Below are 22,503 nucleotides of genomic sequence, written 5' to 3'. Positions count from 1 at the left end.
TATGAAACGCCTTATTGCCGCCTGTGTGGCTCTATCCCTTGGCGGATGCACCAGCGCCGACAAGGAGGCATCCGACAGCCCTCCACGCCTCCCGCCGCTTGATAGCGAGATCGAAATGCCGCAGCTCGCCCTGGCGGATCACGTGCTGGGCACCTATTTCGCCAGCGATGTCGCCATGCGCCCCACCGTGTGTATTGCCACCACCGACGGGCGCGAGGAAGTGGCGCTGGAACAGGGGTGGGAACGCGAATTGATGGCGCGCTACCCGGCGCTGGCGCCGTTTTCGCGCTGTGCGCTGCTCGATGGCGTCTGGCAGGATGCCGAAACGGGTGAGCCGGCCATGGTATTCTCCCTGCACAGCTTCACCTGCACCACGGCCAACAGTTGCAGCGGATTTGGGCAGTATATGTTCGGGCAGACCACTTCCCCCACCAGCCGCTACAAACTGGATTGGGGCGGCAAGCGCTGGAATTTCACCCGCGATGATCGGTTGCTTGGCGAGCCATAATGGACGGCATTTCTGAAGCCGAAGCCGCCAATGAACTGATGCGGCTTGCCAAGGCCATCGCGCATCACGACCGGCTGTATCATGCCGAGGATTCGCCCGAAATCAGCGATGCGGCATATGATGCGCTGGTGCGCCGCAATGCCGAACTAGAAGCAGCCTTTCCGCATCTGGTGCGGCCCGACAGCCCATCGCAGAAGGTAGGGCACCAGATCGCCGCCTCGCCCCTGTCCAAAGTGGTGCACGAGGTGCGGATGATGAGCCTCGACAACGCCTTTGCCGATGAGGAGGTGGCGGAGTTTGTCGCCCGTGTGCGGCGGTTTCTGGCTTTGCCCGACCATGTGCCGCTGGCCTTTACGGCAGAGGACAAGATTGATGGCCTCTCCTGCTCGCTGCGGTATGAGCACGGCCGGCTGGTGCGCGCGGCCACGCGCGGCGATGGACAGGTGGGCGAGGACGTGACCGCAAATGTCGCCCATATCGCAGATATCCCGCAGCAATTGGCCGGTTCGGGCCTGCCCGCCGTGTTCGAGATACGCGGCGAGGTATACATGGAAAAACAAGCATTTGCTGCGCTCAACGCAAGCCAGGACGCGAGCGGCGGCAAGCTGTTCGCCAACCCGCGCAACGCGGCGGCGGGCAGTTTGCGGCAAAAGGATGCGCGTATCACCGCACAGCGTCCCTTGCGATTTCTGGCGCATGGCTGGGGCGCGGCAAGCGCGGTTCCCGGTGTCACGCAGATGGAGGTAATGCGCGCCATCGCCAGCTGGGGCGTGCCTGTCTCTCCCAATCTGATGCTGTGTGCCGGGGTGGAGGATATGCTGGCGCAATACCGCCGCATTGGTGCAGCGCGGCCTTCGCTCGGCTATGATATCGACGGCGTGGTCTACAAGGTTGACCGGCTGGATTTGCAGGCGCGGCTGGGCTTTGTCGCCAAGGCGCCGCGCTGGGCGATTGCGCACAAGTTCCCGGCAGAGCGGGCCGAGACCACGCTGGAACAGATCGACATTCAGGTGGGCCGCACGGGCAAGTTGACGCCGGTGGGGCGGCTGGCCCCGGTGCTGGTGGGCGGCGTCACGGTGACCAATGTCACGCTGCACAACCGGGACGAGATTGCGCGGCTGGGCGTGCGTCCGGGCGACCGTGTGGTGATCCAGCGCGCGGGCGATGTGATTCCGCAAGTGGTGGAGAACCTTACCCGCGATGCCGATCGTCCGGCCTATGTCTTCCCCGACCTCTGCCCCGAATGTGGCAGCGAGGCGGTGGCGGAGGAGGGCGAAGTGGATGTGCGCTGCACCGGCGGCCTCATCTGCCCGGCGCAGCGCACCGAACGCCTGAAGCATTTCGTCAGCCGCGCAGCGCTGGATATTGATGGGCTGGGCGAAAAGACCATCGAGCAGTTCTTCGCGCTGGGTTGGCTGGAAAGCCCGGCCGACATTTTCCGCTTGCGCCGCCGCCGTGCGGATATTCTCGCGCTGGATGGCTGGCAGGACAAGTCTGTGGACAATCTGTTGGCAAGTATCGAGGCGCGCCGCAGCCCCGACGCCGCGCGGCTGCTGTTTGGCCTCGGCGTCCGCCATGTCGGCGCGGTGACTGCGCGCGATCTGCTGAAGCGGTTTCGCACCCTTCCTGCGCTGCGCCAAACGGCAGAAGCTGCCCGTGCTGGCGATGCCGAGGCGCTGGCTGAACTCACCTCGATCGACGGAATCGGGCCCGCAGTGGTTGCCGCGCTGGGCGATTTCTTCCACGAGCCGCACAATGTCGCAGTGTGGGAGGACTTGCTCAGCGAAGTGACCCCGCCTGAATTCGTGGTGGAGACCAAGGCCAGCGCGGTTTCAGGCAAGACCGTGGTGTTTACCGGAAAGTTGGAAACGATGAGCCGCGACGAGGCGAAAGCGCAGGCCGAACGGCTGGGCGCCAAGGCGGCCGGTTCGGTGAGTGCCAAGACCGATCTGGTGGTGGCCGGGCCGGGCGCCGGAAGCAAGCTGAAGCAGGCCGCCGCGCTGGGCATAGAGGTGATCGACGAGGCTGCCTGGGCGAAAATTGTCGCGGCCGCGCAATAGCTTGGAAACCATGTCCTGCTAGATCGCGGGATGTGAACATCCTGCATCTTCTTGGCGGAATCGCAGCCGGTGCCGCGATTGGCTATTTCGGCGGCATGGCGTTGGGCGGCCCGACCTGGGCGATGGTGCTGGCGATCCTTCTGCCTGCGGGCGTGGTGATCGTCAGCGGCGGCTCGACCGATGCGGGAAGTCCGTGGAGCGGCGATTAGCCCGAAAAGCGGGTCTGGATATTTTCCGCAAAACCTGTATGGGCCCGCGCCGATGACTATATTCCGCGCATCCCGCCATGGCACTTTGCTGCTGCTGCTGGTTGCAGCCGCATTGGCGATGCGTGCGCTTCTGCCGGGCGGCACGATGGTGGCGGCTGACGGTCGGGGCGATCTGGTTGTCACGCTGTGCAACAGCGATGCGATGATGACCATACCGATGAAGGAAAAGGCGCCCCTCCCTGGCGATGAGGGTGGCGAAAAGACCTGCGCCTTTGTCCATCTGGCGGACAATTCGGTTCCGCCTGATCCGCTTGCCCGCCCAGCCTTGCCCCAGGTGGCCGAGGCAGTGTGGAATGCCACGCGCGAACGGGCGCTTTCGCCCGTATCGGCCCACGATCTGCCCCCTGCCACGGGCCCGCCTGCCAAAATCTGATTTGCCCATCCGCGTGCCTGATCCGGCACGCGCACCCAACCAGATTTGACAGGACCATTTTGCAATGAACCGCATTATTTTGTGCGCCGCCCCGGCGCTTGCTACCCTTGTTGCCACTCCCGCCGTGGCGCAGGAGGCCGCCGCTTCCCAGGACGTGATCGAAGTTACGCACCAATTGCTGACGCCCGCCGCCGGTCTGATGAACGACCATATGCATGAAGGCGGCGAAATCATGGTGGGCCTTCGGTTCGAGCGTCAGCGTTTCGGCGGGCTCAACCAACGCGGCACTGATACGCTTGATGATGCGCAGGTGCTGGCCGCTGGTTACAACACCAAGGTTGGCACCATGGAAATGGACATGGTCATGCTCGACCTGATGTTCGCGCCGACCGATAATCTTACCCTTATGGTTATGCCGCATTATATGTGGCACCGCATGACCATGGTGGGCATCGATCCGGCGAATACCGGGATGGGCGATGGTGGCGGCCATGACGAGGGGCATGGCAGCGGCCACGGCCATGGTGGTCTGCCCTTTGGCGAAACGCACGCGCACGGATCGAAGGGCTTTGGCGACACGCTGGTATCTGCCAGCTACAGGCTGGCGCGCACGGACAGCTTTCGTGCGCATGGCACAATTGGTGTGTGGGTGCCCACGGGCAAGGTTGGACTGCGCAATCCCAACGGCAGCTTCACCCATTACATGATGCAGCCGGGCAGCGGGACATGGGATATCGAGCCATCGCTTACCGTGTCGGGTCAGGCAGGCAGCATGGGCTGGGGCGGTCAGGCAAGCTACCGCTGGCGCACCGATGGCGAGAACAAGAGCGGTTACGCGCTGGGTGACAAGGCGCGGATCACCGGTTGGCTCAGCTATCTGCTTGGATCGGAGTGGGGCGCGACCGCGCGTGTGGAATACGAACACGAAGGCGCGATCCTTGGCCATTACAACGGCCCGCACAACCACAACACGCCGGTGGATATTCAGGCCAATTACGGTGGCGACGTGGTAAGCGCAGGCTTCGGATTGAACTGGCTGTTGCCCACCGGCACGGCGCGCCGCCCGCAATTGGGTGCCGAATTTGCCGTTCCCGTTTATCAGAACCTGAATGGCATCCAATTGCCGCGCGATTGGCGCGTGTCGATTTCGCTAGCGCAGACATTCTGAGGAACTGACGCGGGGCGCTGCTTTCTCCGCAGCGCCCCTTCAACAGGCGGTGCCCGGCACAATGGCACCTTCGCTTTGCCCCATCATTGCAGGACATCCCGGATGCCCATTCTTCGCTTCTCTTCCATTCTCGCGCTTGCGGCAGGACTTTGCACAGCACAGCCAGTTCTGGCCCAGAGCGGTGATCGTGACGACATTCTGACCGATATCATCCTTGTCACCGCCGCCACGCGATCCGAGGCTGTCGATACCGCAGAGCCGCCGCATCATATTCCGCTGCCGGCCGACACCGTGTCGCTTGCCGCGCGCGCGGCCGGGGGCGGGGCGGTGGGCAATGGTGCCGTGTCGGGCCAGTTCTCCTATCGCGGCCTGTTTGGCGAGCGCGTTCTGGGCCGGGTGAACGGCCAGCGCTTCGCCACGGGTGGGCCAAACGCAATGGACCCGCCCATGCATTACGCGCCGTCCATTCTTGTCGAGGTGCTGGAGATTGCCCGCGGCGTGGCTCCGGTCAGCCAGGGGCCGAGCCTTGCCGGCGCGGTCAATGCGCGGCTGGTCGAAACCGGCTTCACCCGCAGCGACAGGGTTGAAGCCAGCGGCTATCTGGCCGCGCAATACCGATCCGCCGATGACAGCGGCGCGGTGGGCGGCCGCGTGGGTCTTGCGACGCAGGATTGGCGCATCGGCGTCATCGCCAGCCGCGAAGAGGGCGATGATTACCGCTTTGCCGACAGCCGCATCGCGGGCGGCACGCTGTTCGAGCGCAATCTCTACGGCGTCCATGCAGGGCTGAAGGTGGCGGGAGGCGAAGTGTTCGCCGAATACCGCCGCAGCGAGACCGATCCTTCGGGCAATCCGCCCTTCGCCCTCGATATCGTCTATTTCGATACCGATTTCCTGCAAGGCGGCTGGCGTGGTGAACTGGCACCGCAAGTTGCGCTGGAAGTGAAGGCTGGCCATGTCGCGGTGCGGCACCTGATGGACAATGTCACGCTGCGCCGCCCGATCCCCGTGCAACGGCGGTCCACCTTCGCCTCCGCCGATACCTTCACTGCCGATGCGCGCCTGCGGTTCGGCTCGCCCACCCGCCGCATCGCCTTTGGTGCGGATCTGGAGGAAGCAGACCGGTTCGTGCGCATCACCGACCCGACCAACGCCAATTTCCATATCGATTCGCAGCCCGATGTGGAGGCGCAGCGGATCGGCGGCTTTGTCGAGGCGCGGCTGGGCCTTGGCGCGCTGGAAGGCGAGGCGGGCCTGCGGCTTGACCGAACCACGCAGAATGCGGGGGTGCCCACGCTGGGCACGGCGGTGCCGATGGGGCCGCGGGGTCTGGCCAATGCCTTCATCGCCAGTGCGCGCGAGGCGTCCGACACCACGCTGGATGCGGTGATGCGGCTGTGGCTTCCGGGCGATGTGATGACCCCGCGCCTGACGCTGGCCCGCAAGACCCGCGTTCCTTCGGTGCTGGAGCGGTTTGCCTGGTTGCCGACCGAGGCGAGCTATGGCCTGGCCGATGGCAATATCTATGTCGGCAATCCGGCATTGAAGCCCGAAGTCGCCTGGGTGGCCGAAGCCGGGATGGATCTCGACAGCGGGGGCTTCACCTTCCGCCCCACCGCCTTTTATCGACGGGTGGATGATTACATTCAGGGCACGCCTTTCGACGCGACACCCGGCGTGATCGACAGCACGGTCGAAATGGTCGCCAGCATGAACGGCGATTCCACCCCGCTGATGTTCCGCAATGTGGATGCCGAGCTTTACGGCCTCGATGCCGATTTCAGCGCGATGCTGGGCGCGCGGATCATGCTGGAAGGCACGGCCAGCTATGTGCGCGGCAAACGGCGCGATGCGGCCGACAATCTCTACCGCGTGCCGCCCCTGTCCGCCCGGCTGGCGGCGATGTGGCACGGGCAGGGCTGGTTTACCGGGGCCGAGGTCACGGCGGCGGCGAAGCAGGCCAAGGTTTCGGCGACGAATGGCGAGACGGCGAGCGTTGGCTATGCCGTGGTCAATCTGTTCGCCAGCGTCACTATTGCTCCGGAAGTGGAGCTGGATGCAGGTATCGAGAACCTGTTCGACCGGTTCTACCAGCCGCATCTGGCGGGGCTCAACCGCGTGGGCGCATCCGATGTGCCGGTGAGGCAGCGCCTTCCGGGGGCTGGGCGCGGCGTCTGGGTGCGCGCCAGCCTGCGCTTCTGATCCACTCTGCGGGGCGGTTGGCGGGGTGCGCTACAGCCCGGCAAACCGCTCCGCATGGTCGTAAAAATCGGCGTAGGCGGGCCAGGGCACATGGCCTTCGCCGTGCTGGAACCATCCCAGCGGAAAGGCCTTGTGCTCGCGGCTTTGCGCCACAGGCATGGGGGTGCGCGGCGTGGCGGCTCCGTGCAGCTCCCACGCTGGCTGCGCTGCGTCAAAGGCGGCCCACATTCCCACCGGATCGACCCAGCTTTCCCCGCGTTCGGCAAGGCCGCTGGTGATGAACAGCGGGCGCGGCGCGCGCAGCGCGATCAGCATATGCGCATCCACCGGCAGATCGTGCACGGTGAAGGGATCGCGCGCATAATGCATGATATGCGGCGTGAACCAGTGGAACGCGCCGCTCGATGCCATATTTTCCCAACGCTCCCCAAAATCGCGCCGCATCAGCTTGGCCCCTCCTGCGCCGCTGCTGGAGACGTGGGCATCGTGAAAGGCATGGTCGAAGGCGGCGGCGACCAGCACGCCCTTGCCAAAGCGCGAATGGCCGGTGAGTGATACCAACTGGCCGTTGATGCGCGGATCGCGGGCGAGTTCCTCGCGCAGGCGGCTCGCGCCCCAGGCCCAGGCACGCAGCGCCCCCCAATCGTGCTGCGCGCGCGGCCAACGCGCAAGGCCGATCACGCCAGCCCGCATCTCCCCCGCATTGTCCGCCTGAAGCGCCTGCGGGCGGTAGGCGATATAGGCCCAGCCACGCGCGTGCGCCTGCGCTTCGGCGTCGGGCGGAGGAGGGCCGCCGAAATCGGGCGTGCGGCCATTCGGCCACACATAGGTGTAATTGATGATTGCTGGCACGGGCTGTGCGCGTTGCGGCACGGTCACCGTCGCGCTGATGACAGGGCCGCTGCGGCCATCGGGCGCGATTACGCGGCCCTCCCAGTCCTCTGCCAGCGCAAGGCCGGGGCGGGCAGGCAGGATCGTCTTTCGCCATTCGATGCGAAAGCTCTCCACCACGGCGGGGATGCGGCCCACCCAGTTGTCTTCCACCAGCCGTGCGATTTCAGCGCGGCGTGCAGGCCAGCCTTGCGGGGTCTGCTGCCATGCGCTCTCGAACAACGGGGGCAGGGTATAGCTGCCCACGCGGTCCTCGCGCGTGTTGGCGGCATTGGGTGCGGCCGGGTTGTTGCCATCGGCGCCTTGCCGCAGCGTGCCGAAATGGAAAGCGGCGCGCTCGGCCGTGTGGACATCCTCGGCCGTTTCCTGCGCAGCGGCGGCCGAAGCCAGCAGCACCAGCCCTGCCATCAGGATGCGGAAGGCGGATCGATCCATTTCATCACTCCTCCGGCAAAAGGCGTCCAGCGGCCCATCTTTACGCCGCCATGCGCCAACATATCGCCCACCCAGCTGTTGCAGGTTTGGGCCAGCGTGTAGGTTCCGCGCGCCGGGTAATAGGCATCGTGCGGGTCCACGCCGCGCAAGGGCGCGTGTGGGCCATCGGCCGGCGCAAGGCTGGCGGCAATCGCTTCGGCCATGCGGGCATAATCGGCGCGGGACAAGGTCAGCGGGCGGAAATTCTCTCCCGTCGCGGGGCGGACATAATGGCTCACCCGCATCACCGGCTCACCCCCTGCCAGCGCAATGCGCAAGGCGGTGGAGGCTTTGAGATCGGCCCATGTGGGGGTGCTGAGGAACACTTCCCGTTCGCCCCAGCCCACCGCGATATGGGTGGGCACGCGTCCGTTGACAGGCCAGCCTGCGCTGGGAAACACCGCGCGCCAATCCATTTCGGGCGAGACGATGGGCATGATGATGCCGGTATGCACACCGTTGGTTTCGACCATGATGGTGATGCCTTCGCCCGCCGACGACTGTGACACCTCGCGCGGCAGGCTGCTGCCGATCCAGGCGCTCAGCAGAAAGACCAGCACTGCCCCGGCCAGCACGGCCAAAGCCGCGCCCGCTGCGAGCAGTATCCGCTTCAGAAAAGGTAACGCTGTCGCAGCCACAATATCGACCAGTCGCCATTGGTCAGCCGCGCCTGAAGCCGGAAGCCCACCTTGCGGTAAGCGCGGCGCACGGCGGCTTCCTGCGTGGTGAGCAGGCCCGACAGCACGATATGGCTGCGCGGCGCCATTGCGGCGGCAAAGGAGGGGGCCAGATCAATCAGCGGCCCGGCAAGGATATTGGCGATCAGCAGATCATAAGGCGCGCGCTGCTGGATCAGGCCGTCGTCCATCCCCTCGGCAATCACCATTGCCAGTTCACCCGGTCCAGTGCCGAGCGGCACACCGTTGCGTTCCGCATTGTCGCATAAGGCTGGCAGACAGACCGGGTCGATATCGCTGGCGGTGGCGCGGGCGCGCGGCCACAAATGCATCGCGGCAAAGGCCAGCAGGCCGGTGCCGGTGCCGATATCCGCGAGGTTGCGCGCCACCACGCCGCGGCGCTTCATCGCATCCAGCATCACCAGACACCCGGCAGTGGTTGCGTGTTGTCCGGTGCCGAAGGCCTGCGCGGCGGGAATGCAGAAGCTGCGCACACCTTTTTCCGCATAGGCCGGATGATCGGGCGTATGGACGAAGAACCGGCCCGCACGGATCGGGTCCATGCCCTTCTGGCTTTCGGTCACCCAATCGGCGTCGGGAAGTTCCTCGGCGCGGATATGCGGCGCGGGGTCATCGAACAGCGCCTTTACCGCATTGCGCTGCCGCTGGCTTGGCCTATCGGGGCAATAGGCGTCGAGCTGCCAGATCTCCGGCTCCTTCGGGTCAACTTCGAACCCCGTCACGACCAGATCGGGATCCCAATCGGCAGCGGCTTCCTGCCGGGCCAGCGCGGCCTCCACGGCAAGGCGCGGGGCGGTAACGGCCAGCTTCCAGCTCACTGCGCGGCCTCCTGCGCCAGCCGGGTATCGAGCCGTGCGGCCATCAGGGCGGAAAGATCGCGGCAGGCGGCATTGTTCATCAGTGGTTCGCGTCCTGCCAACCGGTCGAACAGATTGCTGAACGAGGGATGCGGCGTGACCATGATGTCACAGGGCATTTGTGCCACGGTGGCAAAAGTGGTGCGGAAAGGCGCCACGCGCTGCGGATTGTCGGTGAAGCGGTATCCGTCGCGGCTTACCGCGCTGAGGGAATCGACATAGGCAAATGTGGCGCATTCGCCGCCTTCGCACGATTCCCATGTCCAGCTTGTGCCGCCCGCCGTGTGACCGGGGGTGGGCACGGCGGTTACGGCGACATTGCCCGCCGCGATGACGTGTCCCGGCGCGAAAGTGTGCGTGACACGCACCGGCGGAGCGCCGTCGATCAGGCCGAATTGCGGATCACCTGCATCGACGGTGCCTGCTTCCAGCACGTCTTTTGCCACTGGCGCGCTCCACACATTCGCGCCGGTCGCCTGCGCCATGGCAGCAAGGCCGCCCATATGGTCGTAATGTTCGTGCGTGTAGAGGATGTGGCGGATGTCGCGCGGGTCAAAGCCGAGGGCGGTGATGTTGGCAAGGATCGACGGCACTGCCTCGTCAACTGCGGCATCGATCAGGATATGGCCGTCCTCGCCCGCGATCAGCAGCACGGCGATGCCGCAGGTGCCGACATAATAGGTGCTGCCGTGGATCCGCGCGGGTGGTGCAGCATCGCCCCACCCATCGCGTCCCTCGCAGGCAGAGGCCAACGCGGCGCCTTGCGCGCGGGCATCGCTGGCAGGGGGCAGGGTGATCGCGGCCGAGGCTCCCTCTGTTCCGCCTGAACAGGCGGACAGGAGCAGAGCGAACAGGGGAGCAGCGGCAATTTTGGCTAACGGTGTGGTCATCACCGCGCCTCATGCCAGCGCGCAGGCGCAAAGTCATGCCCCATTACGGTCCATGGTCCGCTTGCCTCTGCGTTTACAATCGCTAAGTGGAGCGCAACGAAGGACTCAAGCGCAGGACCGCGATCATGGCGAACAGACCCTTATCCCCGCATCTGGGCATCTGGAAATGGGGGCCGCATATGCTGGTGTCCATTCTCCACCGCGTTTCGGGTGACGGGCTGGCGCTGGTCGGCTTGCCGGTGCTGGTATGGTGGATTGCCGCCATGGCATCCGGCCCGGCGGCGTATGACAGCTTCCTGTCCCACGCGACGGCTCCGTATGGCATGGTGGTGCTGATTGGCCTTAGCTGGGCCTTTTTCAACCATTTGTGCTCGGGCCTGCGGCACTTCGTGCTCGACATGGGCGCCGGGTATGAACTGGATGCCAACCGCCGCTGGTCGATTGGCTCCATGATCGGCGCGCTGGTGCTGACGGCGGCCTTCTGGGCCGCGATCTTCGCGTTTTGACAGGGGACTGGGACAATGGGTAACGGAACCTCCATCGGCCGCGTGCGCGCATTGGGCGCGGCAGGCCACGGCACGCACCACTGGCTGCTGCAACGCTTTACCGCGGCTGGCAATTTCCTTGGCGGCGTATTCCTGGTGGCCAGCTTCCTGTTTCTGCCTGACGCGAGCTTTGCCACCATGCGCGATTATTTCGCCAGCCCGGTGCCCGCCACGATCCTGGCGCTGTTCCTGATCAGCGTATTCTGGCACGCGCGTCTGGGCCTTCAGGTCCTGATCGAGGATTACGTGCACGAGGCAGGAAACAAGTTTGCCGCGCTGGTGGCGCTCAATCTGTTTACCTTTGCCGGCGCAGGCTTTGGCCTGTTCGCCATTCTCCGCCTTGCCCTTGCCACCACTTCGCTTGGAGGAGCAGCCTGATGGCCGCCACTGCATCCACACAGCCTGCCTACAAGATCATCGACCACACCTATGATGTGGTGGTGGTGGGCGCGGGCGGTTCGGGCCTGCGCGCCACGATGGGCGCGGCCGAGGCGGGCCTGAAAACCGCGAACATTTCGAAGGTCTTCCCCACGCGCAGCCATACGGTGGCCGCACAGGGCGGGATTGCCGCATCGCTGGGCAACAATTCGCCCGATCACTGGTCGTGGCATATGTACGACACGGTGAAGGGCGCGGACTGGCTGGGCGATCAGGACGCGATCGAATATCTCGCGCGTGAAGCCCCGGCTGCGGTTTATGAACTGGAGCACGCGGGCGTACCGTTCAGCCGCAATGCCGATGGCACGATCTACCAGCGCCCGTTTGGTGGCCATATGCAGAACATGGGCGAAGGCCCACCGGTGCAGCGGACGGCTGCGGCGGCTGACCGCACCGGCCACGCCATGCTCCACGCGCTGTATCAGCAGAGCCTGAAATATGCGGCGGATTTCTTTATCGAATATTTCGCCATCGACCTGATCATGGCGGGCGAAGGGCCGAACAAGCGCTGTGTTGGCGTGATTGCCATGTGCCTGGATGACGGCACGATCCACCGTTTCCGCGCCCATGCCGTGGTGTTGGCGACGGGCGGTTATGGCCGCTGCTATTTCACCGCCACCAGCGCGCACACCTGCACCGGCGATGGCGGCGGCATGGTGCTGCGCGCAGGCCTGCCGTTGCAGGACATGGAATTCGTCCAGTTCCACCCCACCGGCATTTACGGCGCGGGCGTGCTGATTACCGAAGGCGCACGGGGCGAGGGCGGATACCTCACCAATTCCGAAGGCGAACGGTTCATGGAGCGCTATGCCCCCAGCGCCAAGGATCTGGCCAGCCGCGATGTGGTGTCACGCTCGATGGCGCTGGAAATGCGCGAAGGGCGCGGCGTGGGGCCTGAAAAGGACCATATCTACCTCCACCTCGACCATATCCCCGCCGAAACGCTTGCTGCACGCCTGCCGGGCATTACCGAAAGCGGCAAGATCTTTGCCGGCGTTGACCTGACGCGCCAGCCGCTGCCCGTGACGCCCACGGTGCATTACAACATGGGCGGCATCCCGTGTAACTATCACGGCGAAGTCGTGACCATCGGCCCCGATGGAAACCCGGACCATGTGGTGCCCGGCCTGTTCGCCGTGGGCGAGGCGGCCTGCGTGTCGGTCCACGGGGCGAACCGTCTTGGCTCCAATTCGCTGATCGACCTTGTGGTGTTCGGCCGTGCAACAGGTTTCCGCCTGAAGGAAACGATCAAACCCGGCACCGCGCATGACGAACTGCCCGGCGGCAGCGCGGACATGGCGCTGACCCGGCTCGACCATTTCCGCCACGCCAAGGGCGGATCGCCCACCGCGCAGGTGCGCGCCGAGATGCAGAAGACCATGCAGAAGCACGCGGCCGTGTTCCGCGACAGCGCGCTGATGGCCGAAGGCGTTTCGCTGCTGGCGGAAACCAACAAGCGTATGCAGGACATTCATGTCACCGACCGCAGCCTGATCTGGAACAGCGACCTGATCGAAACGCTGGAACTCGACAATCTGATGGCGCAGGCCGTGGTGACGATGAACAGCGCGGAAAACCGCAAGGAAAGCCGCGGCGCCCACGCGCACGAGGATTTCCCTGAGCGGGACGACGTCAACTGGATGAAGCACACCGTCGCCTGGTTCGAAGGCTGGGGCGGAAACGGCGGCATGGGCCGGATCGATTACCGCCCGGTGCACGAATACACGCTGACCGACGATATCGAATACATCAAGCCGAAGAAGCGGGTGTATTGAGCAGCCGAAAGGGGGAGGCCTCGCAGTCGCCCCCTTTTTTGACGCCAGCGGCTATCAGGCGACTTCACCTTTCCACTTCATCAGGGCGCGCACCAGCTTCTCGGAACGCGGGACAAAGTCGGATTCCATCAATTGCTTGGCGGCCTGGTTCTGACCGCATTCGACCGCCTGCACCACGCGTCCGGCCGAATGATGAAACTCCTGATGCAGGCGTTTCACGACCTGATAAGGCATACTTGCGCGGGTGCGGGCATCGATTTCCGGCCCGTACAGCCATTTGCCAAAGGCGCATTCGCAATCCTGGCTGACCGTGCGTGAATCGAGGTCCTTCGCTCCGCTGGTGATCGCGGTTTTCAGCCGCAGCTTCCACATTCCGTGCGCTCCGATGGCGGCGTTGATCTGTTCGGCGGTGGAAGACATGGGGGCGGCACCCTTGCGTGTGGATTTCAGGACAAGGTCCCTGTGGCAGGAGGCACTTGATCCTTCGTGCGGCGACCTTTCCGCAAAACCGCCTAAGCTCAGGTTTTTGCGGATTAAGGTTGCGCCCGCCGCGCCCGCACGATCACCACCGGCTCTGCCAGCATTTCGCCTTTCATCCAGCCTTCGCCCTTGTCCGGATCGCGCGGGGCGGCGTGGATGGCTTCGACCACATCCATCCCTTCCACGACCGTGCCGAACACGGCATAGCCGAGCGGATCGGGGTTGTTCGGCCCGGCATCCATGCTGGGCTGGGCCTGCAGCAGGATCGAGAAATCGCCCGTGGCGCTGCCCGGATCGTGCCGCGCCATGGACAGCGCCCCGCGCGCATGGGTGAGGCCGGTCACGCTGGTCGGTTCATGCGCGATCGGCGGCAGGATGCGGGCGGGATCGAATTGCGTGCCACCCTGAATCAGGCCGTTGGGGCGTGGTTCCCAATCGAGATGCATGGCGCGGTAGAACACCGTGCCGTCCATCCGGCCTTCATCAACATAGCGCAGGAAATTGCCCGCCGTGATCGGCGCGCGCTGGGTTTCCAGCGCCACGGTGATGGTTCCCATGGTGGTTTCCAGCACGACCGGCACGGTTTGCGGCGCGTCCTGCGCGAAGGCAGGGGTTGCAATAGAGAGGGCGAGGGCCGCGAATCGTTTCAGCATCAGGCAAACCTATCCGCCGTGGCCGCGTGAAGTCGAGGCATGGCGGCACGCAGTCTCGCCTGCGCTCCACCCGAGCGGGGGCGTGAAGCACCTAACGCCAGCGCAGATGATCGCGGCTCAGCTGGTCCAGCCGGGTGACGCCCATCAGCTGCATCCCCCGCCGGATTTCCGCATCCAGCAGGCCCACCGCGCGGTCCACCCCGGCCTGCCCCGCCGCCGCCAGCGCATAGAGGTAAAGCCGCCCGCCGCTCACGCCCTTTGCGCCCAGCGCCATGGCTTTGAGGATATGCGAACCGCGCCGCACGCCGCCATCCAGGATCACTTCGACCCGGTCGCCCACCGCCTGCACGATCTCATCCAGCTGGTCGAACGGGGCGCGCCCGCCATCCAACTGCCGACCGCCATGGTTTGACACCATGATTGCATCCGCGCCCATATCCGCCGCGCGCCGGGCATCGCCCACCGACATGATCCCCTTGAGGCAAAATGTGCCGCTCCACTCGTCGCGCAGCTTCTCCGCCGCTTTCCAGTCCATCGACGGATCGAGCATGGTGTTGAAATAGTCCTGCACACTCAAGGCCACATTGCTGCCCGCCGCCACATGGCCCGACAGATTGGGCAGGTCGAACTTCTCCCGAAACAGATAATCGAGCGCCCAGCGCGGGCGGGTGGCATAGGACAGGAAGCTGGCGGGCGTAATGCGCGGCGGGCTGGTGAAGCCGGTGCGCTTGCACCGTTCACGATTGCCCGAAACGATGGTGTCCACCGTCAGCGTGACCGCGTCAAACTTCGCGGCCTTCGCCTGTTCCAGCAGTGCCGCGTTCAGCCCGCGGTCCTTGTGGTAATAATATTGCAGCATCTTCGGCCCGGAATAGCGCGCGCCGATTTCCGCAATGCTGACCGTGGCAAGGCTGGAAATGCCGAACCAGATGCCGAACCTCTCCGCCACGGCGGCCACGGCGCGCTCCCCCTGCCAGTGGAACAGGCGTTGCAATGCAGTGGGCGACAGCATCAGCGGCAATGCGGATGGGCGGCCCATGATGGTGGTGGAGGGGTCCACGCGTTCCACGCCCGCCAGCACATCGGGCACAAGATCGACATCGGCAAAGGCGGCGGTGTTGCGGTCTTTCGTGATTTCGTCATCGGCCGCCCCGTCGATATAATGGAACACGGGGAAGGGCAGGCGGCGGCGCGCCAGCTCGCGAAAATCGGCGATGTTCTGGCAATCCTCCAGACGGCGCACGGTATAGGGAAAGGGCTTGACCATGCGCGCGTGTGTAAAGCGCGGCGCGCCTGCTGACCAGATCGTCGCCCCGATGCCTATTCACAGGCAGTTCAGTTTACATCCGTAGTCCTTTGGCGCGAGGTCAGAGAGTGCGGGGACATCAGCGATGAGCGCGGATCAGGGCAGCGCGGCAGCCGAAGCGCCGGCCGAACGTATCAGCGAGGCGGAACTCGCGGTGATGGAAGTGCTGTGGGAAGAAGCTCCGCAGAGCGCCGCCGATGTCTGTGCGCGGATTGGCAAGGCGCGCGGCTGGTCCATGCCCACGGTCAAGACGCTGCTGGCCCGCCTTGTGGCCAAGGGCGCGCTGGCCACCACGCCTGAAGGCCGCCGCTTTCTCTATACACCGCTCATTGCGCGCAGCCATTATGTGGGCAGCGAAAGCCGTCGCCTGGTCGACCGGCTGTTTGGGGGCCGGGCCGCGCCGCTGTTTGCCAATCTGGCTGCGAACGAACAATTGAGCGACGAGGATATTGCCGAGATCGAGCGGCTGCTGAAGGAGCTGCGCAAATGATCGGCTGGCTGGTGGACAGCTTCGTCTGGACGGGCGCGCTGATCGCGGCGGTGTTGCTGCTGCGCCGTCCGGTGGCGCGGCATTTCGGGCCGCAGGTGGCTTATGCGCTGTGGGCCTTGCCGCTGCTGCGCCTGTTCCTGCCGCCGGTCATCTTGCCCGCGTCAATGGCTCCTTCGCCGGAAGTGGCGCGAGGCGGGACGCAAGGGTTTGGCCTGCTGGGGGAACCCGCTTCGCAGGGCAGTGCATGGCTGCTGGGCGCGGTGCTGGCGCTGTGGCTGGGCGGCGCACTGCTGTTTCTGGCCCTGCGTCTGCGCGATTACCGCGCCATGCGTCGCACCGTCCTGCGCGATGCGCGCCCCATGGGCGAGGCGGGCGATGTGCGGCTGGTGGAAACGCCCGCCGTATCCTCACCCGTGGCGTTCGGCCTGCGTGACAAGGTGGTGGCGCTGCCGCCGGGTTTCATGGCGCAGGCTGACCTTGCCGCGCGCGACATGGCGATTGAACACGAACTGGCGCATCACCGGGGCCGTGATCTGTGGGCCAATGCCGCCGCGCAATTGCTGCTGGGCTTTCACTGGTTCAACCCGCTCGCCTGGGCCGGCTGGTATGCGATGCGCAGCGATCAGGAGGCGGCCTGCGATGCGCGTGTGCTGGCGGGGCGAGGCCGGGCCGATCGGGCAAGTTACGGCCAGTTGATTGCCGAATGTGCGGCAGGCGGGCGGCTGGGCCAGCGGCTGACGATGGTGGCGGCGATTGCCTGCCCGGTACTGGGCGAGAAATCGATCATCCACCGTTTGCGCAGCCTGACGCGGGGCGAGGTCTCATCACGGCGGCACAGGCTGGGCTTGGCAGTCATCGGCGGGGCCGCCTTGCTCGCCTTGCCGCTCACCGCCTCGCTGCGCTACGCGTCGCCGCCGCCCTCTGCTGCCTTGGAACGGGCCGATCGTGCGGGGGTGGGCGCGCCTGCCGTTGTGGCGGTTGCAGAAGTTGACGAGCCCCAATCTCCCGCTCCTCCCCGCATCGAACGGCCGGACGTCGCTTCGCGCTCGCCCGACTGGCCTGCCCTGCCGCGCGATGCGCTGGCCGCGTCTCCTTCACAAGCCGACGATACTGCGATCTTCCCCCTGTCCGATGGCGAGCGCGCGCACGTGCATCTGGTCGGCTGGCATGAAGAAGCCGCCTACAGCCTTGCGGGTGAACTGGTGATGGTGCGCGCCAGCATCCTGATCGTAGCCGTTCCACATGATGCCGCTGCCCACGCCTTTGGCGAGGCACCTCTATCTGTTGCCGAAGCGGCTTCGCTGGGGGCAGCCGTGGCGCACGAAAGCGTAAAAGCGGAGCCTGCGACCCCTGCGGAAGTTCCCCGCACGATCTAGTTGATGTCCTGCACCACCGGGCTGGAATAGAACCCCTCTGCCGATGCCACCGGTTGTGGCGGCGGTGCCTCTGCCTTGGCCGGTGCGGCGCGCAGGCGTGCAACCATTTCGGGCGTCGCCGGGCTGGCGGGATAGGGGCAGGCCATTTCCTGGCCGATCCCCTTCAGATAGGCGCGGCGCATCAGGCCAGCAGCAATGGCCTCGCGGAATTCGAATTCGTGCGCATTGGCGCCTGAAATCTCGCGGATGATACCGCGAAAGGGGATGAAGCTGCCGATGACGCGCTGGGCAAGATTGGTGACCGAAACGCCGCGCTCCTCAGGCGCGACAATGTCAAAATCTTGGCCCAAAATCGCGTCGAGGCCGGCCACGGCGCGCAGGATATCGTCGCATCCGGCGATGCCACGGCGCGAATAGGGTTCGGCCCGCGCGGCCAGCAGAATGTCGGGAATGGGATCGCGGCTGATATTGAGGTCGGACAGCGGCGTCATTGCCACATCGCGCACGCTGGCGTCGGGATCGGTTACGGGCCGGCGCTGGGCTGCGGCAGGGCTGGAAGCGAGCAGCGCGCCGATCACGCAGGCCGCAATCGCGGCCTTACCGCCGGAGGTCTGCAAATGTGTCACACTGGTTTTCATCGCCGGTCTGTATCCCTCGTCTCAGCCATTCCATACGCTGCGCGCTTGAACCGTGGGTGAAGCTCTCCGGCTGCACGGCCTGACCTGCGTTGCGCATGAGCGTATCGTCGCCAATAGCGGCAGCGGCTGTCATACCTTCTTCAAAATCCCCAGGCTCGATAAGGTTCCGGTTGCGGCCCGCCCACACGCCCGCATAGCAATCGGCCTGCAATTCCATGCGCACCTGCAGCTGGTTGGCGAGGCGGGCATCGCGCTGCTGCATCTGGCGCACCTGGCTTGCCACCCCGGTCAGCGTCTGGATATGGTGGCCGTATTCATGCGCCATGACGTAATAGCGCGCAAAATCGCCGCCTGCGCCCATTTGCCGGTGCATCACGTCAAAGAAGCTGGTGTCGATATAGATGCCCATGTCGGCCGGGCAATAGAACGGCCCCATCGCGCTGGACGCCGCGCCGCAGCCCGATGTGACGCGGCCCGAATAATAATTCAGCGTCGGCTGTTCGAAGGCCACATTGGAAGCGGCGAAGATCGGTTCCCACGTCTGGTTCAGGCTGGCGAGCGCGTTGCACCCTTCCATCGCGTATTGGTTATCGTCGCAGATCTCCATCGCGCTTTCGCTGCTGGCGGCGGGGGCCTGTGTCTGCCCGGTGGTCTGCTGCACGCCTTCCACCAGGCCGACCATCTGCCCCGGGTCAATGCCGAACACCAGCGAGCCGATCAGCACGATCACGATGCCTCCGCAGCCCAGGCTGCCCGCACCGCCAAGCGCGGTGCCTCCACCCCCTCCTCCGCCGCGCCTGACCTTGATGGAACGCGGATCGAACTGGTTGAGGCGCATGGATAAATCCCCCCGGATGTGCGGCCGATATTGCAATTGCGAAATGGGGCTGGACCTTGGCGCCCCGATCATGGGAAACCTATGCCAGACAATTCAGGCCATACAATAGACGGGATTCGCAAATGTTCCTTGCTGGCAGACGCGCGCTGATCACCGGCTCCACATCGGGCATCGGTTTGGCGATTGCCCGCGCGTTGAAAGCTGAAGGGGCCGATATCGTGCTCAGCGGCTTTGGCGAGCCAGAGGCGATCGCGGCGCTGTGTCAGGAGCTGGCGGCTGCGCATATTCCGGCCGATTTGACCACGGCGGCAGGGGCGGAAATCCTGATGGCGGGGGCGGGGAAGGTCGATATCCTCGTCAACAATGCCGGGATGCAGCACGTCGCCCCGGTGGAGAGCTTCCCGCCGGAAAAATGGGACGCGATCATCGCGCTCAACCTGTCGGCCGCGTTTCATACCGCGCGGCTGGCCGTGCCGCAGATGAAGGCAGCGGGCTGGGGCCGCATCATCAATGTTGCCAGCGCGCATTCGCTGGTCGCCAGCCCGTTCAAGGCCGCCTATGTCGCCGCCAAGCACGGTCTGGCGGGGCTGACAAAGGTGCTCAGCCTGGAACTGGCGGAGGCGGGGATTACCGCCAATTGCGTCAGCCCCGGCTATGTCTGGACGCCGCTGGTCGAAAACCAGATCCCGGACACGATGGCCGCGCGCGGCCTGACGCGCGAGGAGGTGATGCGCGATGTCCTGCTGGCCAAGCAGCCGACCAAGAAGTTTGTTACCGTGGAGGAGGTGGCCGCGATGGCCGTGTTCCTGTGCAGCGATGCGGCGCAGAATATCAACGGCGCGAATATGAGCATTGACGGCGGCTGGACAGCGGAATGAACTGGACCATCCCCGCATTCATCGGCGCGGCGATTGCCGAGATTGCGGGCTGCTTTGCTTTCTGGGCATGGGCGCGGCTGGACAAATCGCCGCTGTGGCTGATCCCCGGCGTGGCGAGCCTGTGTCTGTTCGCCTGGTTGCTGACGCTTGCCGAGGCGGCCAATGCCGGGCGCACCTATGCGGCTTACGGCGGGATCTATATTCTTTCCGCGCTGGTGTGGCTGTGGGCGGTGGAAGGCACTCGGCCTGACAAATGGGATGTGACCGGGGTCGCCATCTGCCTGATCGGGGCGGGCGTGATCCTGTGGGGTCCGCGCGTGGCGTCCTGAAGTGCCGTTACTTATGTCCCGCTGTTGTCCAGTTGCTCGTCGCCCCGTTCGTCTTTGGGCCAGCCGGTTTCGGAAAGGTTGTTGGCGCGGCGAAAGGCGGTGATGCGCGCGCCATGATGTCCCACGCGCTGGTCTGACAACTCGCGGCTTTCCGCCGTATCAGCGCTCTCCGCCTCAATCAGCGCGGCCTGGTGGTTGTAGAGCAACTGGTTCATGTCCATGGCTGGTTCTCCTGATGGCGAGAGCGGCGCGAACCGGCCGGGGTTGGTTTTTCCCCGGCCGCGCGTCCAGTCAGCCTTTTTGCTGACGCGCCTGATCCCGCACGAGATTTTCGTGGCTTCCAGCGGTTGCCGGCCCCTGGCTGACTTGTCCCTGATACACCTGGCGCAGGTTCACCGCGCGCATACGCCCGACATCAAGGTGGACGGTTTCATAGCGGTAGCGCTGCTCCAGTTCAGGATCGCGCGCCTGCTGTTGAAGATCGCCTTTCTTGAAAGCCAGATCCTCCCCCCCTTTTTCGGGTGAGATAACGCCGACACCCTTGACGCTGTCATACGAAGTAATGTTGCCGAACAAGACCATGGCTGTTTCCAATGCATATTATGCGCGCGCCAGAATTGACCGCGGCCGCAACCGGAAGATGCAATGAAAAGGAAATGGCGTACCTTGGCGGACGCTCTGAACCGTCTCAATTTCGACTGGCCGCAGTCTTTGATATGGCTACCATAAGCCCCGATTACAACCAGCGCGGCAAAGAACACACCGGGGTGTGCCGCGGGGCGCTGTCGGGGCGCAAAAGCGCTGGTAATGCGGGGACAGGAATGTTTGCCGTCCCCCTAGCGATTGTCACAGGGTGCGGTTACATGGGCCGCCACGAATCGACACGCGCGCAACACTCAGGTGGCACCCATGGAAATCGAAACCGGCCTTACTTTCGACGACGTCCTTCTGCGGCCGGGCGAGAGCGATATTGTGCCCAGCCAGGCCAGCACGCGGACACGGCTGACGCGGGGGATCGCGCTCAACATTCCGGTTCTTTCCGCTGCGATGGACACCGTGACCGAAGCCGAGATGGCCATCGTCATGGCGCAGCTGGGCGGCATCGGCGTGCTCCACCGCAATCTCACGATCGAGGAGCAATGCGCTGCGGTGCGCCGGGTGAAGCGGTTTGAAAGCGGGATGGTGATCAATCCCATCACCATTCACCCCGATGCCACGCTGGGCGAGGCGCAGGCGCTGATGATGCAGAACCGCATCAGCGGGATTCCGGTGGTCGATGCGAGTGGCAAGCTGGTGGGTATTCTCACCAACCGCGATGTACGCTTTGCCGACAATCCGATGCAGCCGGTGCGCGAGCTGATGACGCGCGAGAATCTGGCCACGGTATCCGAAGGTGTCAGCCAGGAGGAAGCACGCCGCCTGCTCCATGCCCGCCGCATCGAAAAACTGCTGGTGGTGGACGATGCCTATCACTGCGTGGGGCTGATCACGGTGAAGGACATCGAAAAGGCGGTGCTGCATCCCGATGCCACCAAGGATGGCACGGGGCGCCTGCGCGTTGCGGCGGCGACCACGATTGGCGACAAGGGCTTTGCCCGCACCGAAGCGCTGGTGGATGCCGAATGCGATGTGATCGTGATCGACACCGCGCACGGCCATAACAAGGACGTGGCCCGTGCGGTGGAGCGCGTGAAGAAGCTGTCCAATGCCGTGCAGGTCATCGCCGGCAATGTCGCCACGGCCGAGGCGACCAAGGCGCTGGTGGATGCAGGCGCGGACGCGGTAAAGGTCGGCATCGGGCCCGGCTCGATCTGCACCACCCGCATCGTCGCGGGCGTGGGTGTGCCGCAGCTGACCGCAATCATGGAAGCGGCGAGCGCAGCGGGCGATGTGCCGGTGATCGGTGATGGCGGTCTGCGCACCAGCGGCGATGCCGCCAAGGCTCTGGCCGCCGGCGCCAGCGCGGTGATGATCGGCAGCCTGCTGGCCGGAACCGAGGAAGCGCCGGGCGAGACGTTCCTGTATCAGGGCCGCGCCTACAAGGCCTATCGCGGCATGGGCAGCGTGGGCGCGATGGCGCGCGGCAGCGCCGACCGTTATTTCCAGCAGGACATCAAGGACCAGATGAAGCTGGTGCCCGAAGGGATCGAGGGGCAGGTGCCTTATAAGGGCCCGGCACGCGATGTGGTGCACCAGCTGGTGGGCGGGATCAAGGCGGCGATGGGCTATACCGGCAGCGCCACGATTGCCGAGCTGAAAGAGCGTGCGCGCTTTATCCGCATTACCAATGCGGGCCTTTCGGAAAGCCATGTGCACGATGTCTCCATCACGCGCGAGGCGCCGAATTATCCGACGCGGTAACGGGGC

Annotated in this window: 25 protein-coding genes; 14 read left to right on the top strand and 11 right to left on the bottom strand. The window is 64.9% G+C overall.

Features of this window, described 5'->3' with window-relative positions; translation table 11 throughout:
* The first annotated feature begins 1 nt into the window (after position 1).
* From WFP44_RS04695 to WFP44_RS04670, 6 genes are all read left to right on the top strand, one after another.
* Positions 2 to 508, top strand: a complete 507-nt coding sequence (locus WFP44_RS04695) for a hypothetical protein (RefSeq protein WP_336925227.1) — start codon at positions 2 to 4, stop codon at positions 506 to 508.
* Positions 508 to 2,568, top strand: a complete 2,061-nt coding sequence (ligA, locus tag WFP44_RS04690) for an NAD-dependent DNA ligase LigA (RefSeq protein ID WP_336925226.1) — start codon at positions 508 to 510, stop codon at positions 2,566 to 2,568. The genes WFP44_RS04695 and ligA overlap by 1 nt, the downstream gene beginning before the upstream one ends.
* A 32-nt stretch (positions 2,569 to 2,600) precedes the next feature.
* Positions 2,601 to 2,777, top strand: a complete 177-nt coding sequence (locus tag WFP44_RS04685) for a hypothetical protein (protein ID WP_336925225.1) — start codon at positions 2,601 to 2,603, stop codon at positions 2,775 to 2,777.
* A gap of 52 nt (positions 2,778 to 2,829) precedes the next feature.
* Positions 2,830 to 3,210 carry a hypothetical protein gene (locus WFP44_RS04680; protein ID WP_336925224.1) on the top strand — a complete coding sequence of 127 codons (381 nt, stop codon included), beginning with the start codon at positions 2,830 to 2,832 and terminating at the stop codon, positions 3,208 to 3,210.
* A 64-nt stretch (positions 3,211 to 3,274) separates the two neighbouring features.
* Entirely contained in the window at positions 3,275 to 4,378 is a 1,104-nt protein-coding gene (locus WFP44_RS04675) for a DUF2059 domain-containing protein (protein WP_336925223.1), read from the top strand.
* A 102-nt stretch (positions 4,379 to 4,480) separates the two neighbouring features.
* A complete protein-coding gene (locus WFP44_RS04670) occupies positions 4,481 to 6,580 on the top strand; it encodes a TonB-dependent receptor (RefSeq protein ID WP_336925222.1) in 2,100 nt (699 codons plus the stop codon).
* A gap of 30 nt (positions 6,581 to 6,610) precedes the next feature.
* Here the strand turns inward: WFP44_RS04670 and WFP44_RS04665 are convergent, their stop codons facing one another.
* Genes WFP44_RS04665 through bla form a run of 4 tightly spaced genes read right to left on the bottom strand, consistent with a single transcriptional unit; the run spans position 6,611 to position 10,390 of the window.
* Complete coding sequence (locus WFP44_RS04665; protein ID WP_336925221.1) at positions 6,611 to 7,906, bottom strand: glucuronyl esterase domain-containing protein; 1,296 nt, start codon at positions 7,904 to 7,906, stop codon at positions 6,611 to 6,613.
* Entirely contained in the window at positions 7,879 to 8,520 is a 642-nt protein-coding gene (locus WFP44_RS04660) for a DUF2459 domain-containing protein (protein WP_336925344.1), read from the bottom strand. Before WFP44_RS04660 ends, WFP44_RS04665 begins: the two co-directional genes overlap by 28 nt.
* A 35-nt stretch (positions 8,521 to 8,555) precedes the next feature.
* A complete protein-coding gene (locus WFP44_RS04655) occupies positions 8,556 to 9,461 on the bottom strand; it encodes a 50S ribosomal protein L11 methyltransferase (protein WP_336925220.1) in 906 nt (301 codons plus the stop codon).
* Positions 9,458 to 10,390, bottom strand: coding sequence for a subclass B3 metallo-beta-lactamase (bla, locus tag WFP44_RS04650; RefSeq protein WP_336925219.1), 933 nt, complete (start codon positions 10,388 to 10,390; stop codon positions 9,458 to 9,460). The genes WFP44_RS04655 and bla overlap by 4 nt, the downstream gene beginning before the upstream one ends.
* Positions 10,391 to 10,515: 125 nt before the next feature.
* Between bla and sdhC the strand changes: the two genes are divergently transcribed.
* From sdhC to sdhA, 3 genes are read left to right on the top strand one after another with little or no spacing between them, the layout of a single operon-like run.
* The gene (sdhC, locus tag WFP44_RS04645) at positions 10,516 to 10,896 is read left to right on the top strand and encodes a succinate dehydrogenase, cytochrome b556 subunit (RefSeq protein ID WP_336925218.1); all 381 of its coding nucleotides are present in this window, start codon (positions 10,516 to 10,518) and stop codon (positions 10,894 to 10,896) included.
* Positions 10,897 to 10,911: 15 nt separating this feature from the next.
* On the top strand, positions 10,912 to 11,313 hold the full coding sequence (sdhD, locus tag WFP44_RS04640; RefSeq protein WP_336925217.1) for a succinate dehydrogenase, hydrophobic membrane anchor protein: 402 nt from the start codon (positions 10,912 to 10,914) through the stop codon (positions 11,311 to 11,313).
* Positions 11,313 to 13,148: a succinate dehydrogenase flavoprotein subunit gene (sdhA, locus tag WFP44_RS04635; RefSeq protein WP_336925215.1), complete on the top strand. Its 1,836-nt coding sequence runs from the start codon at positions 11,313 to 11,315 to the stop codon at positions 13,146 to 13,148. The genes sdhD and sdhA overlap by 1 nt, the downstream gene beginning before the upstream one ends.
* 54 nt (positions 13,149 to 13,202) lie before the next feature.
* Here the strand turns inward: sdhA and WFP44_RS04630 are convergent, their stop codons facing one another.
* The 3 genes from WFP44_RS04630 to WFP44_RS04620 all read right to left on the bottom strand — a co-directional run bounded on the left by WFP44_RS04630 (position 13,203) and on the right by WFP44_RS04620 (position 15,548).
* Positions 13,203 to 13,568, bottom strand: coding sequence for a CZB domain-containing protein (locus WFP44_RS04630; RefSeq protein ID WP_336925214.1), 366 nt, complete (start codon positions 13,566 to 13,568; stop codon positions 13,203 to 13,205).
* A gap of 113 nt (positions 13,569 to 13,681) precedes the next feature.
* Positions 13,682 to 14,281: a peptidylprolyl isomerase gene (locus tag WFP44_RS04625; RefSeq protein WP_336925213.1), complete on the bottom strand. Its 600-nt coding sequence runs from the start codon at positions 14,279 to 14,281 to the stop codon at positions 13,682 to 13,684.
* Between the two features lie 91 nt (positions 14,282 to 14,372).
* Complete coding sequence (locus WFP44_RS04620) at positions 14,373 to 15,548, bottom strand: alpha-hydroxy acid oxidase (protein ID WP_336925212.1); 1,176 nt, start codon at positions 15,546 to 15,548, stop codon at positions 14,373 to 14,375.
* Positions 15,549 to 15,672: 124 nt separating this feature from the next.
* Here WFP44_RS04620 and WFP44_RS04615 point away from each other — a divergent pair, with 124 nt between their 5' ends.
* The gene (locus tag WFP44_RS04615; RefSeq protein ID WP_336925211.1) at positions 15,673 to 16,077 is read left to right on the top strand and encodes a BlaI/MecI/CopY family transcriptional regulator; all 405 of its coding nucleotides are present in this window, start codon (positions 15,673 to 15,675) and stop codon (positions 16,075 to 16,077) included.
* On the top strand, positions 16,074 to 17,453 hold the full coding sequence (locus WFP44_RS04610) for a M56 family metallopeptidase (protein ID WP_336925210.1): 1,380 nt from the start codon (positions 16,074 to 16,076) through the stop codon (positions 17,451 to 17,453). Before WFP44_RS04615 ends, WFP44_RS04610 begins: the two co-directional genes overlap by 4 nt.
* Here WFP44_RS04610 and WFP44_RS04605 read toward each other — a convergent pair.
* Positions 17,450 to 18,091: a hypothetical protein gene (locus WFP44_RS04605; protein ID WP_336925209.1), complete on the bottom strand. Its 642-nt coding sequence runs from the start codon at positions 18,089 to 18,091 to the stop codon at positions 17,450 to 17,452. The two genes, WFP44_RS04610 and WFP44_RS04605, sit on opposite strands and share 4 nt — an antisense overlap.
* On the bottom strand, positions 18,051 to 18,929 hold the full coding sequence (gene ypfJ, locus WFP44_RS04600; RefSeq protein WP_336925208.1) for a KPN_02809 family neutral zinc metallopeptidase: 879 nt from the start codon (positions 18,927 to 18,929) through the stop codon (positions 18,051 to 18,053). Before ypfJ ends, WFP44_RS04605 begins: the two co-directional genes overlap by 41 nt.
* A 122-nt stretch (positions 18,930 to 19,051) precedes the next feature.
* Between ypfJ and WFP44_RS04595 the strand changes: the two genes are divergently transcribed.
* Both WFP44_RS04595 and WFP44_RS04590 read left to right on the top strand, forming a co-directional pair.
* Positions 19,052 to 19,807, top strand: coding sequence for a 3-hydroxybutyrate dehydrogenase (locus tag WFP44_RS04595; RefSeq protein WP_336925207.1), 756 nt, complete (start codon positions 19,052 to 19,054; stop codon positions 19,805 to 19,807).
* Entirely contained in the window at positions 19,804 to 20,136 is a 333-nt protein-coding gene (locus tag WFP44_RS04590; protein ID WP_336925206.1) for a YnfA family protein, read from the top strand. Before WFP44_RS04595 ends, WFP44_RS04590 begins: the two co-directional genes overlap by 4 nt.
* Positions 20,137 to 20,147: 11 nt before the next feature.
* Here WFP44_RS04590 and WFP44_RS04585 read toward each other — a convergent pair whose 3' ends face one another.
* Complete coding sequence (locus WFP44_RS04585; protein ID WP_336925204.1) at positions 20,148 to 20,357, bottom strand: hypothetical protein; 210 nt, start codon at positions 20,355 to 20,357, stop codon at positions 20,148 to 20,150.
* A gap of 70 nt (positions 20,358 to 20,427) precedes the next feature.
* Positions 20,428 to 20,730, bottom strand: a complete 303-nt coding sequence (locus tag WFP44_RS04580; protein WP_336925203.1) for a cold-shock protein — start codon at positions 20,728 to 20,730, stop codon at positions 20,428 to 20,430.
* Positions 20,731 to 21,045: 315 nt separating this feature from the next.
* Here WFP44_RS04580 and guaB point away from each other — a divergent pair, with 315 nt between their 5' ends.
* Complete coding sequence (guaB, locus tag WFP44_RS04575) at positions 21,046 to 22,497, top strand: IMP dehydrogenase (protein WP_336925202.1); 1,452 nt, start codon at positions 21,046 to 21,048, stop codon at positions 22,495 to 22,497.
* The last annotated feature ends 6 nt before the right edge of the window (positions 22,498 to 22,503 follow it).

Source organism: Alteraurantiacibacter palmitatis, from assembly GCF_037154115.1.
Lineage (GTDB): Bacteria > Pseudomonadota > Alphaproteobacteria > Sphingomonadales > Sphingomonadaceae > Alteraurantiacibacter > Alteraurantiacibacter palmitatis.
This window is presented reverse-complemented; position numbering and strand designations above follow the sequence as displayed.